This is a genomic window from Pirellulales bacterium, from assembly GCA_035546535.1.
In the GTDB taxonomy this organism is placed as follows: Bacteria; Planctomycetota; Planctomycetia; order Pirellulales; family JACPPG01; genus JACPPG01.
Window position 1 is genome coordinate 115,959 of sequence record DASZWQ010000050.1, and the last position, 16,077, is coordinate 132,035.

Sequence of the window (16,077 nt, forward strand, 5' to 3'; positions counted from 1 at the left end):
GCGTGATCGGTTAAAGCGTTATGGCCTCGTTCGTTCATCCAGGGCTTCTGTGGGGTTTGGCGATCCTGGCCGTGCCAATATTGATCCACTTGATCAATCTGGTGCGGCACCGCCGAGTCCGTTGGGCGGCCATGGAGTTCCTGCTGGCCAGCCAGCGGAAGAACAGCACGTGGATCCGGCTGAAGGAAATGCTGCTCTTGGTCCTGCGCTTGGCCATTGTCGCCGGCATCGTGCTGGCGCTGGCGCAGCCGCTCTTGCAGAACCAATGGGGCCGCCTGTTTGGCGCCGTCAAAACGCATCATATCGTGTTGTTGGACGACAGCTTCTCGATGTCGGATCGTTGGGGAAACACCAACGCCTTCGAAGAAGGGCGGCGGTTGATCGGGCGATTGGCCGTTCAAGCTTCGCGGCAGTCGACGCCGCAGACCTTTACGCTGCTACGTTACAGCCAGGCCAAGCGCGACAGTGGCCAGCGCTTCGATCTGCTCCAAGAGCGCGTCAACACAAGCTTCGACCAGGAGCTCGATTCCCGCTTGCGGCGCATGGAACCCTCGCAAGAGGCGGTGGGCGCCGGTCCGGCGCTCGAGCGCGTGGAAGAGCTGCTGCCCGAGTTGACTGGTGACGACGTCGTCGTACACATCGTGTCGGATTTTCGTGCCCGCGACTGGCAAGATCCAGGCCCCGTGGCGGACAGCCTGGCCCGCATCAGCCAGGTGGCGGCGCAAACCTACCTGATCAATTGTGTCGACGCCGCGCGACCGAACCTGGCCATCACGGATGTCGCGCCGCTCGCGGGCACTCGCGCGGCGGGCGTGCCGGTGGCGATGGAAGTCACCGTACACAATTACAGCAGCGCGCCGGTCGAGAACCTGGCTGTGCTCTTGGCCGAGGATGGCCGCGAACGTCCGGCGATCACGATCGACCAGGTCGGCGCAGGCCAGAGCGAAACACGACGCTTCGAAGTGTTCTTTACCACCGCCGGAACCCATCAGGTCGAGGCGCAACTGGCCAGCGACGCGGTCTCGGCCGACAACGCGCGCTACTGTTTAGTCGATTTGCCCTTGGCGGTGCCGGTGCTGATCATCGACGGCGATCCCGACAATCGCAACGCCCATTTCCTCACCACCGTGTTTCAACCGGGCGGGTCGGCGCACACCGGCCTTCAGCCACAGGTCGAACGCCCTGATTTCCTGAACAAGCACGCGCTCGGGAAGTTTCAAGCGATCTACGTCACCGACGTCGACCGTCTTGATCCGCCGGCCGTGACGGCCTTGGAAAAGTATGTCGAGGCGGGCGGAGGGCTGATGTTCTTCGTCGGCCCGCGCACGCAAGCAAAGTTTTACAACGATCGCTTGTATCGCGACGGCGAGGGGGTATTTCCGCTGCCTTTGTTGCGCGATGCGCAACTGCTGGTCGATCGGCTGGAGAAAGCCGCCGATATCGAGCCGGCCGCCGACGGCGCCCTGAGCATCTTTTCGGGCGAACGAAACAGTTATCTGGCCGGCGTCACCGTCGAGCGATATTTTCTGGCCCCAAAAGGTTGGTCGCCGGCGCCCGACTCGGGCACAGAGGTAATCGCCCGGCTGCGCAACCACGATCCGCTGGCCGTCGAACACGAGTTCGGCAAGGGGCGATGCGTGGCGATGCTAACGACAGCAGCGCCGGTTTGGAACAACTGGGGGCGCAACCCGAGCTTCGTGGTGGCGCTGCTCGAGTTGCAATCGCACCTGGCGCAGGGGAGCGCGCCGCGGGAAACACGCCTGGTGGGTGCCCCCATCACGGTCGATCTCGACGCGTCGCGCTATCAGCCGCAAGTTCGCTTCCAGCCGCCAGGGGGCGATGTCGTACCAGTCACGGTCGATGCCGTGAACACGGCCCAAGGCTTATCGGCCTCGCTTTCTCCGACCACCGTAAGCGGCATCTATGAGGCGCAGCTGTCGACCGCCGAAGGGCAGCCCGAGCTGCGTCAGTATGCCGTGAACGTCGAGGCCGACGAAGGCGACCTGGCCCTTATGCATCGCGATCAACTCGCGGCGCGCTTGCCGGACGTCCACTACGAGTATCGTGCGGCGAGCGACGTGCAGGTCACGGCACAACAGTTGGCCGGCTCGAATCTGAGCGATTGGATTCTATACCTCTTGATCGGTATTCTCATCGGCGAGCAGTTGTTGGCCTACTCGGCGAGCTACCATCCCCTGGCCCGGAAGGAGGTGCGCTCATGACGAGCTTCCTTCTGCTGGCTGCCGGAAATTTGCGCACGACGTTTGAGTGGGGGCGCATCGACAGCGGCGTCGATTGGCTGCTGCCCGTGGCAGCGATGATCGGCCTTGTCGCGTTTACGGTTTACATGTACCGGCGCGACAGCGTGGATCTACAGCGGCCGGTCGCCGTTTTGCTCACCGCGCTACGGCTGACGGCGCTCGGCGTGCTGGCTCTGGTTTACTTGCAGCCGCAATGGCGCAACGAACGCGAGATGGTGACGAACTCGCGCGCTGTCGTCATGGTCGATACCAGTCTGAGCATGGGGCTGCACGACGCTGACGCTTCCCCCATTCCGGCCGAGCCCAGCCGTGCCCAGCAAATTCAAGCGGCGTTGGCCGGCTCCTCCTTTTTGCGTGACCTGCGGCGCACCCACGACGTGGTGCTCGTCCGTTTTGATCAAGACTGCGCGCGGGTCGCGACGTTGAACAAAGTTACTGCCGACGCCGCAGCCACGGGCGCGGCGACTGACGACGACGCGCTGGAACACTTGAAGTGGGACGAGCTGTTCGCACCGCACGGAGCGGAAACGCGCTTGGGCGAGGCCCTGGCCCAGGTCCTGAACGAGGAACGCAGTGAGCCGGTCGCGGGCATCATCGTATTCACCGATGGACAGCAGAACGCCGGCGTCGAACCGGCCGCCGTGCTCGCGAGTGCCCGCGAAGCGGGCTTCCCCATTTACCCGATCGGGGTCGGCTCGAACCGGCAGAACGTGAACGTCCGTGTTAGCGATTTCGTCGCTCCTGCCCGCGCTTATCCCGGTGATAAATACACGGCCACCGGCTACCTGCAAGCGCAAGGGCTGGCCGGGCAAACCGTGACGGTCGAACTGCTCGCAAGCGACGCCGCCCCCGGCGCACGCGACGCAGGTGCCAAGGCCGGCACCGTGGTCGCCACGCGACAAGTCGTCTTGGGCGGAGACGGCGAAGTGGTGCCGGTCGCTTTTGAAATGGTGCCCGATGCCGTCGGGCGCAAGACGCTCTCGCTGCGCGTTGTCCCGCCGCGCCAGGACAGCTACGCCGGCGACGATCTGCAAGAAGTCGATATCGAAATCGTGGATCGCAAGACCAAAGTGCTGCTGTTCGCCGGCGGGCCAACGCGCGAATATCAGTTTCTGCGCAACCAGCTGCGCCGCGACAAGGACATGATCGTCGACGTGCTGCTGCAGACCGGCGAAGAGGGAATGTCGCAAGACGCCAACGAAATCCTCGACGCATTTCCAAGCACGCGCGAGGAGCTGTTCGAGTACGACTGCATCGTGGCGTTCGACCCCGATTGGCGCGTATTGTCCACGGCACAGATCGAAGCCGTCGAGCGCTGGATCAGCGAGCAGGCGGGAGGCTTGATCGCCATCGCCGGCCCGATCTATAGCGACGCGCTGGCGCAGGATAATCGTCTGGCCAAGATTCGTTCGCTCTATCCGGTCGAGTTCAATCGCCGGTTGTCGCTCTTGGACGACGGGCGCTACGGTTCGAAAGAGCCGTGGCCGCTGGAGTTCACCCGCGATGGCAGCGACGCCGATTTCTTGTGGATCGAGGAGTCGGGCCCGACGAGTGCCCAGGCCTGGAGCGAATTCAAGGGCGTGTACGGCTATTTCGGGGTCAAAGGGCCGAAGCCGGCGGCGACCGTTTTTGCGCGCTTTTCCGACCCGCGCGCCCGCGAGGGGGACCAGCAGCCGGTTTACCTGGCCAGCCAGTTCTTTGGCGCAGGACGCGTCTTCTATTTGGGCAGCGGCGAGATGTGGCGCCTGCGGGCCCAGAGCGAAGCGCAATTCGAGCGTTTCTACACCAAGCTGATTCGTTTCGTCTCGCAGGGACGCTTGCTCCGCGGGTCGAATCACGGGGTCTTGCTGGTCGAGCGCGATCGTTACCTGTTGGGCAATACCGTGGCCGTCCGCGCGCAGCTCAACGGCGCGCAGCTGGAACCGCTCGTGGCGCCGCAGGTCACGCTGCAGGTCTATCTGCCGGATACTACCGAGCAGAACGTGACGCTCGTGGCCGATCCGAGCCGGCCAGGCAACTTCGCGGGCCAGTTCACCGTGCGCAAAGAAGGGGTCTACCGTCTCGAGCTACCCGTGCCCGAGGTGGCCGACGAGCGACTGTCGCGGCGGATTCAGGTCAAGGTACCCGACCTGGAACGAGAGAAGCCACAGCGCAACGATGCACTACTTACCGAAATCGCGACAAAGACCGGCGGCAGCTATTACATGGGGATCGATGCGGCGCTGGGAAGTGTCGCGGAACCGGGCGCGCTCGTCAAACAACTGCGCGACCAGAGCCGCGTGACGATCGTTTTGGATACGCCGGCCCGCCTGTGGGACAACGGCTGGGTGCTGGGAATCGTGTGCGGTTTGTTCTGCACGGAATGGTTCATTCGCCGGCTGGTGAAGTTGGCATAACGCAAATTGCAGAGACTCAGAAACCTCATCCTGAAAACTCCGCTCGCGATCGAGATCTTTCAAGTCGATGGCCACGATCACGGAACGACCACAACTGGAATCGCACGTCACCGCACTTTTTGAGCGGCTGCGTGCGAGAATCCGCCGCTACGTCGCCCTGGAAGGGGTGGGATTGTGCGTCGTCGCGCTGTGCTTGGCGTTCTGGTCGTGCCTGGCCTTGGACTGGGTGTTCGAGCCCGTCGCCTGGGTTCGCCGTGGGCTGCTGATTGCGGGCGCCGTCGCGACGGGCGCGGTGTTCTATCAACTGGTCGTGCGGCGGCTGGCCGTGCCGCTACCCGATTCGCGATTGGCGCTACTACTCGAACGGCGCTTCCGCTCGTTCGACGACAGCCTGCTGACCTCGGTCGACATGACGCAATCGGATCGGGAGTTGGGCGACCTCGCGCGCGAGATGCTCGACAGCACGCTCGGCGAGGCCGGCCGGCAGGCACAGCACGTGAAACTCGACGACGTCTTCCGGCGCGAGCCATTGCGGCGGGCCATCGGCAGCGCGGGATTATCCGCCGCTACGCTTGTCGTCGCCCTGCTGACCGTGCCTGGCACACTGCTGTTCGGCGTCGAACGATTGACCGGCATGACCAATGATCCCTGGCCACGGCGCGTGCGGCTCGTGGTGCCCGGTTTTGAGGATGGCGTGAAGGTCGTGGCTCGCGGCGACGACGTCGACGTGCTGGTGCAGGCCGATTTGTCGATGCCTTCGGTGCCGGAGGTCGTGCAGATTCGTTATGTGACGGACGAGGGAGTGCGCGGTCGCGAGACCATGACCCGCACCGGGAACGCCGTGGCCAATCAGGACGCGTTCCAGGATTTTCGTCACACGTTTAACAACGTGCTCTCTTCGTTGACTTTCGAAGTGGCCGGCGGTGACGCGCGCGTGCGCGACCTGGCGATCCACGTCGTCGACAGCCCGACGATCGCTGAAGCCACGCTGGTCTGCGAATACCCCGGCTACATGAACCGCAGCCCCCGCGAGCTGCGCGTGACTGGCGCGATGCAGGTGCCGCTGGGGACGAAGGTGACCGTACGGGCCCGGGCGAGCAAGGACCTGCGCCGCGCCGAGATCAGCTACCCGATCGACGCATCGACGAATCACACCGAGTCGATCGATCTGCCGCAGCAAGGAAATGACCTGCGGACGATTCAATTCCAACTGCCCGATCTGGCGGCCGACACGACGCTGAACTTCACGCTGTTCGATACCGATGGCATTCACAATCGGCGACCGTTTGTCGTGTCGCTGTCGGCCGTCGCGGACGAGCCGCCGCAATTGTCGTTGCAATTGCAAGGGATCGGCTCGGCGATCACGCCGCTGGCCAGGCTCCCCTTGGTGGGCCAGATGGTCGACGATTACGGAGTGGCGTCAGCAGCGTTCCAGCTCACCGTAGATGACAAGGAGACCGTACGGGCGCCGCTGGCCGACGCGCCCGCGGGCCGTAGCGAGATCGAAGTCGACGAGGCGTTCGAGGTTCGTGATCTTGGCCTGAAGGCCGGGCAAAAGGTCCTCTTCGGCGCCGAGGCGCAGGATGCCTATCACCTGGCCGACGGCGACCAGCCACACACGGCCACGAGCGAACGCTTTCAGCTCGACGTGGTCACGCCCGAGACGTTGCGCACCATGCTCGAATCGCGCGAGCTCAACCTGCGGCAGCGGTTCGAGACGATCATCTCGGAAATGAGCGAAACGCGCGACTCGCTGGCCCAACCGCCGGAGTCCGGCGGGCAGCCAGCGGATGAAGACAAAAGCGATGCCGAATCGCCTGCCGACCAGGCGGCCACGGACCAACCGCCAAGCGCCGAGCACGCGGCTCAGCGGCATCCGAAACTCGATTTGCGCGTCGAGCGAGCCAAGCAAAATTGCGAGAAAAACGGGCAGGAAACGCTGGGCGTGGCAACTGGATTTGACGAGATCCTTGAAGAATTGGTTAATAACCGCGTAGACACCGAAGAATTGCGGGTACGCTTAAGAAATAGGATCGCCGAGCCATTGCGCGGGATCGGCGAGCAGATGTTCCCCGAGTGCGACCGCCGGTTGCAGGCCTTGTTGACGGCGCCAGGCGACGCGACGGCCAGAACCGCGGCGATCGAACAGGCCGACGCGATCCTGGTGGCGATGGAACAAATCCGCGATCAAATGCTGGAGCTGGAGAGTTTTAACGAAGCGGTCGACATGCTGCGTTCGATCATCGGCTCGGAAAAGGCGTTGCAAGAACAGGTGCGCGAGCGTCAAAAGCGCAAGGTGCGCGACCTGCTGGAGGATTCGGAATGAGCTGTAGCTCAAGCGCGCGACGAACGGGTAGCCCCCTGCCCTGCCTGGCGGCAATGCTTGTCGCGGTGGTTGGATGGAGCGTTATGGCGCGTGCCGACGAGCCCACCCCGCACGACGAGCAACAGCAGCAACCGGCCCCCGGCTCGGCCGCGGAGCTCGCCCGCGAACAACAGCAACTTGCCGAGAAATACAAGCGCTTCGAAGAAGTGCTCTTGCGCATGGCCGAGCTGACGGCTCCCACCGACCCGAAGCGGGCGGCACTTCTGCGCAAAGCCGTGGCCGAGAGCAAGCACCAACTCATCGGCATGCAGCTCGACAAATTGGCGGAATTGCTGGGCCAGGATCGACTCTCGGTCGCGCTCAACAGCCAGAACGACGTCAACAAGGACCTGGCCGAGCTCTTGGATTTGCTGCTGACCGAGGAACGCGACAAGAGTCTGAAAGACGAGCGTGCCCGGCTGAAAGAGCAAATCCGCAAAGTCGGCGAGCTGATCAACAAAGAGCGGCAACTGCAAGGTCAAACCGCCGGCGGCGGCGAAATGCGCGAGCTGGCCCAGGGACAGGGGAAAGTCGCGGAAGACGCGCGCAAACTGGCCGAGGAAATGAAACCGGCCGGTGAGAAAGAATCCAAGAACGGCAACGGCGAAAAGGGCAAAGACGACGCGCAACAGGGAGACAACGAAAAACAAGATGCAGCCGACGGAAAACAAGGCCAGGGCGGCGACAAGTCCGACGACAAGAATCCAGGAGACAAATCCTCGGGCGATAGGGGCTCCGATCAATCCGGCAAATCGGGCGCGAAGAAGCCGTCTGACGACAATCAAAAGCCCGGTGACGAGAAGGGCAAGAAGCAGGACGCCGAGTCCGACGGCGAAAAGACCGACGACGAGAACGAAAAATCGCCGCAAGACGACAAAACGCCCGCGGAGTCGGGCCAAGGTCAACAAAGCAAAGGCGACAAAAAGAGCGACAAGAAACAGGGACAGCAGAAACCCAACGAAGGTCAGCCCGGGCAACAAGGCGAGTCGCAAGACGGGCAGCAGCAGGATCAGGAGTCGCAGAAGCAGGACTCGTCCGCCTCGGCCCGCAAACGTGTCCAGGCAGCCCAGGAAAAAATGGAAGCGGCCCGACAAAAGCTGGAAAAAGCCCAGCGTGAAGGGGCCACCGAAGAGCAAGAAGCCGCGATTCGCGAGCTGGAGCAAGCCAAGGCCGAGCTGGAAGAGATCCTCCGTCAGCTCCGCGAAGAAGAACTGGAACGGATGCTGGCCATGCTCGAAGGGCGCTTCCGTAAAATGCTGCAGGCCCAGGTCGAGGTTTACGAAGGAACCAAGCGCGTCGACCAGACGCCGCCAGCGGAACGCGATCGCGACGACGAAATCGAGGCCGGTCGCTTGAGCCGTAAGGAATCGCAAATCGTGCTCGAAGCCGAAGGCGCCCTGGCCATCTTGCGTGAGGACGGTTCGGCCGTGGCCTTCCCCGAGGCAGTCGAGCAGATGCGCGAAGACATGGAGCTGATCGTCGGGCGACTCGCCAAGGGAGACGTCGGCGACCTCACCCAGGGCATCGAGGAAGACGTGATCGCGGCGCTGGAGGAGACGATCGAATCGCTGCAAAAGGCCCAGCAGGACATGGAAAAGCAGAAGCAGCAACAGGCGCAGGAGGGTGAGCCGCAGGAGCCGCCGCTGATCGACGGCCTGGCCGAGTTGAAAATGATCCGTTCGCTGCAAATGCGCATCAACCTGCGCACCAAGCGGCTGTCGCGGTTGGTCGAAGGCGAGGTTGGCCAGGCCGACAAGCCCGAGTTGCTCGAACAACTCGAGCGCCTCGCCGAGCGCGAAGAAAGCGTGTTCCGCGTCACGCGCGACATCGTTACAGGGAAGAACAAATGAAGCGACGTGCAATATTGACACTGCTGCTGCTTGTGGTTGCGCGCGGTGCTGCACGCGCCGACTCGCACCCCGACGCGCTTGGCCAGATTCCCGTGATCAAGGCCGCGACCAACGACGAGGTGCAGAAGCGCGCGCTGGCCTACCTGACCGAGCGCCAGGCGGCGCCGGAGGTCAACACGGCGGCCGCGGCGATTTGGGCCGGCGACACGAGCGCCGCGACGGCGCTCGATCGGCTCGTGGCCACGATCGCCCTGGTTGAACCGCGGGCCAAGGCGCTTTTGGAACTCTGCGCTCATCAGCGCGAAGCGCGGGCCCTGGCCGCCCAGGATTGGCTCACGGCCGACGACACGCCCGCCTGGGTGCGCAACAATCTCCGCTTGTATTACGGGCGCTGGTTGTCGCAGCAACGACTCTACGACGAATCGCTCGAGCAACTGGCCGGACTCGAACCAACGGACGTCGTCGATCCCGCCGCACTCTTGTTCTATCAGAGCGTGGCGCATCATCGTCTGCTGAACAAAACTGATGGGCTGCGTACGATCGACCGGCTTTTGAGTCAGGTTGTCGAAGGGCCCTCGCGCTATGTGACCGTGGCTGGGTTGATGCGCGAAGACCTCAAGGGGCTCGAAGATGATTCGCTCGATCACATCGCGCGGCGCATGGACGACATTCGTCGGCGGCTGGATTTGGGCCGAGCGGGCGAAAAAGTGCGCAAAGAAGAAGACGGCGTCATCGCCTCGCTCGACAAACTCATCGAAGAGATGGAAAAACAGCAGCAGCAACAACAGCAAAAGAACGCCGGCGGCGGCACCGCTCCCCCGTCCCAGCCCATGCCCGACAGCCGCATCGCCGCGGCCAAGGGACCTGGCGAAGTCGATCGCAAGAAGCTCGGCAACACGGCCGGGTGGGGCGACCTGCCGGCCAAGGAACGTGAAGAGGCCCTACAGCAGATCGGCAAGGATTTTCCCTCGCATTATCGAGATGTTATCGAGCAATACTTCAAGAAGCTGGCCACCGAAAAGGAACCGTCTGGTAAGTAGCATTGGGCCCTGACGTGAAACATCGACCGGACCGATAGTCCGCCAAAAAGTCGAAGGAATATTCGCGCGTGGATTTTTTGATCGTAACAGTGTTGTTGATGGCATCGCCCGGCGTCCAAGTGCAGACGCTGGCCGGCGGCTCGATCGAGGGGCGCATCACCGCGCTCATGGACGAGTCATTGACCGTTACGACCGACGCGGGCGAACAATCGCTGGCCCTCAAGAACGTGCAGTCGATCACTGTCGCGGCGCCCACTTCCGCACTCCCCGTCCCCGCGATACGGATCAAATTGGTCGACGAATCGCTGATCGTCGGCACTTCGTTCACCGTCAGCGGCGCCGAGGCTCACGTCATTCAAGCAGGCGGCACGGAGTTGCTGGTGCCGACGCGGCTGATCGAAAGCGTGCGGCTTCGCGAGCCGACAGGTCCCGCCGCGGCTCAATGGGATGAAATCGCGGCCGCCGAGCGCAGCGGCGATTTGCTCGTGACGCGCAAGAACGACGCTCTCGACTTTTTTACGGGCGTAATCCACGACGTAACGCATGAGGCCGTGAATTTCGAGCTCGACGGCGAGGCCTTAAAGGTCAAGCGGGCCAAGGTCGAGGGACTGCTCTATCACGAGGCGGGCGACGCGCAACTGGCGCCGTCGCGCGGCGTCGTCAGCGACGCTGCCGGCTCGCAATTCCACGTCGCGCGGCTGAAAGTCGAAGGGGACCAGCTGCAAGTGCGGACGGCGGCTGGCCTGGAAGTCGCCTTCGCGCTGGATCGGCTTGCTCGCATCGATTTCGCCCAGGGCAACCTGCAATACCTGGGCGAGCTCAAACCTGAGTCGGCCGTTTGGACCCCCTACTTCGGCGATCCCAATTCCTCGCCCGCCACACGCGCCTTTTTCCAGCCGCACTTCGATCGGTCGATGGATGGCGGCCCCCTGCAACTGGGCGGCAAAGAATTCACCAAGGGTATCGCCGCGCACAGCCGCACCGAACTGGTCTATCGCTTGCCTGACAAGTTCCGCTCGTTTCAGGCACTTGTGGGCATCGACGATCGGTTGCGGCCCGGCGGTAACGTGCGTCTGACAATACTTGGCGACGATCGCACGCTCTTCGAGGACACTATTACGGGCAAGGACGAGCCACGTTCGCTGGACGTCGACATCACCGGGGTAAACCGCTTGAAGCTTCTGGTCGATTTCGGCGAAATGACCGACGTGGGGGACGCGCTCGATTTCTGCGAAGCTAGGATTTTGAAATGAGATTTGCGTGCGCTGTAACTCTGCTGCTGATGACTTTCCCTGCGCTCGCGCGCGCCGATGTCGATGAGGGCGTGCTGCGCGCCGAGGCCGAGCGGGTGGCCGTGGTCGCCAAGGCACAAACGGCCGCCGTGGCCATTTTCGCCGCTGACGGCCAAGGGGGCGGTTCGGGTGTTGTTATCTCGCACGACGGCTACGCGCTGTCGAATTTCCATGTCACCAAGGGGTCGGGCGACGCCATGAAATGCGGCATGGCCGACGGCCGCCTGTACGACGCCGTGATCGTCGGCATCGATCCCGTGGGGGACGTGGCGCTCGTCAAGCTGCTCGGCCGCGATGATTTCCCCCACGCCGAGTTGGGCGATAGCGACCAGGTTCAAGTCGGCGATTGGGCCTTTGCGATCGGCAATCCCTTCCTGTTGGCCAATGACTTCACCCCGTCGGTCAGCTACGGCATCATCTCCGGCGTGCATCGTTATCAATATCCGGCGGGCACGCTATTGGAATACACCGACTGCCTGCAGACCGACGCGTCGATCAATCCTGGCAACTCGGGCGGTCCCTTGTTCGACAGCCGTGGACAACTGATCGGCATCAACGGCCGCGGCAGCTTCGAGAAGCGCGGCCGCGTGAACGTCGGCGTCGGTTACGCGATCTCGATCAACCAGATCAAGAACTTTCTCGGCCATCTGAAGGCCGGGCGCATCGTCGATCACGCCACGCTCGGCGCCCGCGTCTCGACGCGGCCCGATGGCACCGTGGCGGTCGCCGATATTTTGGAAGACTCCGACGCCTTTCGCCGTGGCCTACGTTACGGAGACGAGGTCGCCCGTTTCGGCGGCCGCGCGATTCGCACCGTCAACGCGTTCAAGAACGTACTGGGCATCTTCCCCAAGGACTGGCGCGTGCCGCTGACGTATCGTCGCGAGGGAAAGACCTACGATGTGGCGGTCCGCCTGGAAGGTTTGCACAGCCCCGAGGAATTGATCTCGAAGGTGCAGGGGCGCGTGCCTTCACCGGAAAAGCCGACACCCGACCAACCAAAAGGTCGGCCGATTCCCAAGCCCGGCGAGCAACCGCCCGACGATGGGCCGGATGATCAACCGCGGCGGCCGCAGCGGGGCCACGCGCGCACGCCTCCCATGCCTGACGAAGTCAAGGCGTTGTTCGAGGCGCGACGCGGTTTTGCCAATTTCTACTTCAATAAGGTCGAACGCGCGCGGACCTGGAGCCGGGCCGTGGCTCGCGGTGATTTCCACGAGCAACTGGGCGAATGGACGCTGACCGGCGAGCTGGCCGGCGGTGGCGAAGCGCAGTTCGTCCTGTCTGAGAACCTGGTGGCTTGCACCATGCCGGGCGGCCATCTGGCTGTGCCCGTCGCCAACGACCTGGCGAACATCACCGACCCGCCGCGCAGTGGCGGCATGTTGGCCGCGCTGCATTTATGGCGCCGCCTGTTGGTGCTTGGGCCCGATCGTTTCGGCGATGTTCAATACCTGGGCACCGTCCCCTTGGTGACGAGCCAGGACCTGGTCGATCGCCGCGCGATCATGCTGTTGGGGCGCACCCGGGAAGCCGCCGCGACCGGCGTTCCGGCGCTGTGCGACTGCCTGGTCGGAACGTACGGTGGCGTCGAATGCCGGTTCATTTTCGATCCGAAGAGCGGCAACCTGGCCGCGCTCGAGATGTTCCGCGCGCCGGACGACGATCCGTGCGAACTGTACTTCACCGACTATGCCGAGATCGAGGGGCGCGTCTTCCCGCGGCAGATCGAATGCCGCTACGGCGACGAGACGTACGCCAGCGTCAAATTGCTCACCGTCAAGTTAAACAAACTGGGAGACCGCTAAGCGTGGGCCAGGTTCGTCCCATCTGTCGTTTGCTGCCGGCGCTTTGGCTGCTGGCCATCTGTTGCTGCGCGATTGTGATGGCGCGCGCTGAAGAGCCGCGCGCCGCGGGCCTGATCGAAACGATTCGTACGATCGAGCCGAAGATCGCCAAAATCTACGGCGCCGGCGGCTTCCAGGGGCTCGAGGCCTATCAAAGCGGCATCCTCATCTCCGCCGAAGGGCACATTCTGACCGTGTGGAGCTATGTGCTCGACACCGACGAGATCCAGGCCACGCTCTCCGATGGCCGGCGGTTCAAGGCTGCGGTCCTCGGCGCCGATCCGCGTCTGGAACTGGCCGTGCTGAAGATCGAAGCCGCCGGGCTACCGCATTTCGAGCTGGCGGCCGCCGCCGCGGCCGAGCCGGGCACGCGCGTGCTGGCCTTCAGCAATCTGTTCGGCATCGCCACGGGCGACGAACAAGCGAGCGTCCTGCACGGCATCGTGGCCGGCAAACCACGACTGGAAGCGCGCCGCGGCGTTTTCGAGACGACCTACAAGGGGCCCGTTTACGTCGTCGATGCGATGGCGAACAACCCCGGCGCCGCCGGGGGCGCCTTGACCGATTACGACGGGCGGCTGTTGGGCATGCTCGGCAAGGAGCTGCGCAATTCGCTCTCGAACACCTGGCTTAACTACGCCATTCCGATCGATCAAATGACCGCAACGATCGACGAAATTCGCTCGGGTAAATTCGTGCGCAAGCCGGCCGACGAGCCCAATCAAAAACCGCAAAAGGCGGTTACGCTCGACCTGTTGGGCCTGATCATGGTACCCGACGTTCTGGAGCGCACGCCCCCCTTTATCGACGCGGTACGGTCGGGCTCGCCCGCCGCCGCCGCGGGCTTGCGCCCGGATGACCTGGTGCTGTTCGTCAACGATCGGCTGGTGCAGTCGTGCAAGGCGCTCGGCAACGAGCTCTCGTTCGTCGACCGCATCGACACCGTCAAGCTGACGATCATTCGCGATCAAGAGCTGGTCGAAGTGAAATTAACCGCCCCGAGCGAGCCCTGAATCGGGCCAGCCATGAGACGACACACGCTATTGTCGATGCCAATCCTCGTGCGCACGCTCGCTAGCGCCTGCGCGCTCGCTATCGGCTGGGCGGCGCCGCTACGGGCCGACGAGCAACTTTCGCAGTTGGAGCAGGCAGCCATCCAGGCCGCCGCGGCGCGCGTCGCTCCGTCGGTCGTCAGGATCGAAACCGTGGGGGGACTGGAGCGAATCGGCAATCTGCTGCTCAATACCGGTCCGACGACGGGCCTGGTGGTCTCGCCGGAGGGGCACATCATTTCGAGCGCCTTTAACTTCATCGCGCGCCCCAGCTCGATCCTGGTGACTCTGCCCGATGGTACGCGCACGCCGGCAAAGCTCGTGGCGAACGATCGACAGCGAATGCTGGTGCTCTTGAAAATCGACGTCGAGGAAAAGCTGCCTGTTGCCGAGGCGGTGCCCGAAGGCGAGATGCGGGTGGGCCAATGGGCCATCGCGCTGGGGCGCACGCTGGACACGGCGCAGCCGAACCTTTCGGTCGGGATCGTCAGCGGTTTGAACCGCATCTGGGGCACCGCGCTGCAGACGGATGCGAAAATTTCTCCCAGTAACTACGGCGGACCGCTCGTCGACATTCGCGGCCGGGTGTTCGGGGTGCTCGCCCCCCTCTCGCCCGAGAGCCACGAAGATGTTGCTGGCGTGGAATGGTACGACTCGGGCATCGGGTTCGCCGTTCCGCTGGCTCATATCTACAAGGTTCTGCCGCGGCTCAGCGAAGGGCACGATCTGAAGCCGGGTATCCTGGGCGTGAGCTTGAACGGCCGCGACATTTACACCAAACCGGCCACGATCGTCGCCTGTCGCCCGAACTCCCCCGCCTATAAGGCGGGCTTGAAGCCGGGAGACAAAATCATCGAGATCGACGGTCGCCCCGTAGAACGCCAGGCGCAACTGCGCGAGCGCATGAATCGCCATTATGCGGGCGATTCGCTGAAGGTCGTCGTATTGCGCGGCGAAGAACGGGTGGAGCGCGACATCACGCTGGTCGACACGCTCGAGCCCTATGGCCGGCCCTTCCTGGGTCTTTTGCCGCTGCGCGACGCGCCGGTGTCCGCCGGCGGCGTGCCGATCCGGTATGTCTATCCCGACAGCCCGGCTGCGAAAGCGGGCCTGCAGGCGGGGGACGTGCTCGTTTCCCTCGACGATCATCCCACGGCGACGCGCGAGGCGCTGGTTGAGCATACGGCCGCTCTTGAAATCGGCACGGTCGCGAAGATCGTCGCGCGGCGCGGGGCCGAGACGCTGTCGCTCGATGTGACGCCGGTGGCCGAGCCGACGACGATTCCGGCGACGCTTCCGCCGGCGCGCGAGGCGGACGGACCGGCTGCCGAGGCCGGCGAGGGACGACCGCAGGTCGGTTCCTTTGCGGTGAAGCTCGCCGAGCACAAGAACGAATGCTCGGCCTATGTGCCCGAAAGCTACGACGCGCACACTTCGTACGGCCTCGTAGTCTGGCTGCACCCGCCCGGAGGCACGAAGTACGAAGACCTTTTGGGCCGCTGGCGCGAGGCGTGCGATGCGCAGAAGCTGATCCTGCTGGCGCCGCGCGCGGCTGATCCGGCCCGCTGGATGCCGCCCGAAGTCGAATTTATCGCCAAGGCCATTGCCCAGATTCGCGAGCAGTACAACATCGACCCGCAACGCATCGTCGTTCACGGCCAGCAGGCGGGCGGATCACTGGCCTACATGGTGGCGCTATTGCATCGCAACGTGGTGCGCGGCGTGGCGGCGATCGACGCTCCCTTCATGGGGCGCAGCCCCGATAATGATCCGACCATGCGGCTGACCATTCTCACCACGACGGCGAAGAAGGCCAATTTCGCCGAACAGATCGCGGCCGGCATCGAGCAATTCCGCAAGCTGAAGTACACCGTGACGGTCGTCGACCAGGGCGAAACAGCCCGCAATCTGGATGCGAACGAATTCGCCGAGCTGGTGCGGTGGATTGATTCGCTGGACAAGTTCTGAGGCGGG

9 protein-coding genes are annotated in these 16,077 nt (G+C 63.6%); all 9 read left to right on the forward strand.

From position 1 onward, the window contains the following. Positions 1–20: 20 nt before the first annotated feature. The 9 genes from VHD36_06420 to VHD36_06460 all read left to right on the forward strand — a co-directional run bounded on the left by VHD36_06420 (position 21) and on the right by VHD36_06460 (position 16,071). Complete coding sequence (locus VHD36_06420; GenBank protein ID HVU86935.1) at positions 21–2,222, forward strand: BatA domain-containing protein; 2,202 nt, start codon at positions 21–23, stop codon at positions 2,220–2,222. Beyond that, positions 2,219–4,657, forward strand: coding sequence for a vWA domain-containing protein (locus VHD36_06425; protein ID HVU86936.1), 2,439 nt, complete (start codon positions 2,219–2,221; stop codon positions 4,655–4,657). Before VHD36_06420 ends, VHD36_06425 begins: the two co-directional genes overlap by 4 nt. A 67-nt stretch (positions 4,658–4,724) precedes the next feature. Further along, positions 4,725–6,983, forward strand: coding sequence for a hypothetical protein (locus VHD36_06430; GenBank protein HVU86937.1), 2,259 nt, complete (start codon positions 4,725–4,727; stop codon positions 6,981–6,983). An 83-nt stretch (positions 6,984–7,066) separates the two neighbouring features. Next, on the forward strand, positions 7,067–8,872 hold the full coding sequence (locus tag VHD36_06435; GenBank protein HVU86938.1) for a hypothetical protein: 1,806 nt from the start codon (positions 7,067–7,069) through the stop codon (positions 8,870–8,872). Beyond that, positions 8,869–9,912: a hypothetical protein gene (locus VHD36_06440; GenBank protein HVU86939.1), complete on the forward strand. Its 1,044-nt coding sequence runs from the start codon at positions 8,869–8,871 to the stop codon at positions 9,910–9,912. The genes VHD36_06435 and VHD36_06440 overlap by 4 nt, the downstream gene beginning before the upstream one ends. Before the next feature lie 68 nt (positions 9,913–9,980). Then, positions 9,981–11,165 carry an NPCBM/NEW2 domain-containing protein gene (locus VHD36_06445; protein ID HVU86940.1) on the forward strand — a complete coding sequence of 395 codons (1,185 nt, stop codon included), beginning with the start codon at positions 9,981–9,983 and terminating at the stop codon, positions 11,163–11,165. Next, the gene (locus tag VHD36_06450) at positions 11,162–13,012 is read left to right on the forward strand and encodes a trypsin-like peptidase domain-containing protein (protein HVU86941.1); all 1,851 of its coding nucleotides are present in this window, start codon (positions 11,162–11,164) and stop codon (positions 13,010–13,012) included. Before VHD36_06445 ends, VHD36_06450 begins: the two co-directional genes overlap by 4 nt. 77 nt (positions 13,013–13,089) lie before the next feature. Continuing rightward, positions 13,090–14,064, forward strand: coding sequence for a trypsin-like peptidase domain-containing protein (locus VHD36_06455; protein ID HVU86942.1), 975 nt, complete (start codon positions 13,090–13,092; stop codon positions 14,062–14,064). Between the two features lie 12 nt (positions 14,065–14,076). Further along, complete coding sequence (locus tag VHD36_06460; GenBank protein ID HVU86943.1) at positions 14,077–16,071, forward strand: PDZ domain-containing protein; 1,995 nt, start codon at positions 14,077–14,079, stop codon at positions 16,069–16,071. Positions 16,072–16,077 lie beyond the last annotated feature (6 nt).

Coding starts and splice junctions, on each gene's coding strand:
- VHD36_06425 (HVU86936.1), top strand. CDS start 2,219: ATGACGAGCTTCCTTCTGCTGGCTGCCGGAAATTTGCGCACGACGTTT.
- VHD36_06450 (HVU86941.1), top strand. CDS start 11,162: ATGAGATTTGCGTGCGCTGTAACTCTGCTGCTGATGACTTTCCCTGCG.
- VHD36_06435 (HVU86938.1), top strand. CDS start 7,067: ATGGCGCGTGCCGACGAGCCCACCCCGCACGACGAGCAACAGCAGCAA.
- VHD36_06455 (HVU86942.1), top strand. CDS start 13,090: ATGGCGCGCGCTGAAGAGCCGCGCGCCGCGGGCCTGATCGAAACGATT.
- VHD36_06420 (HVU86935.1), top strand. CDS start 21: ATGGCCTCGTTCGTTCATCCAGGGCTTCTGTGGGGTTTGGCGATCCTG.
- VHD36_06430 (HVU86937.1), top strand. CDS start 4,725: ATGGCCACGATCACGGAACGACCACAACTGGAATCGCACGTCACCGCA.
- VHD36_06440 (HVU86939.1), top strand. CDS start 8,869: ATGAAGCGACGTGCAATATTGACACTGCTGCTGCTTGTGGTTGCGCGC.
- VHD36_06460 (HVU86943.1), top strand. CDS start 14,077: ATGAGACGACACACGCTATTGTCGATGCCAATCCTCGTGCGCACGCTC.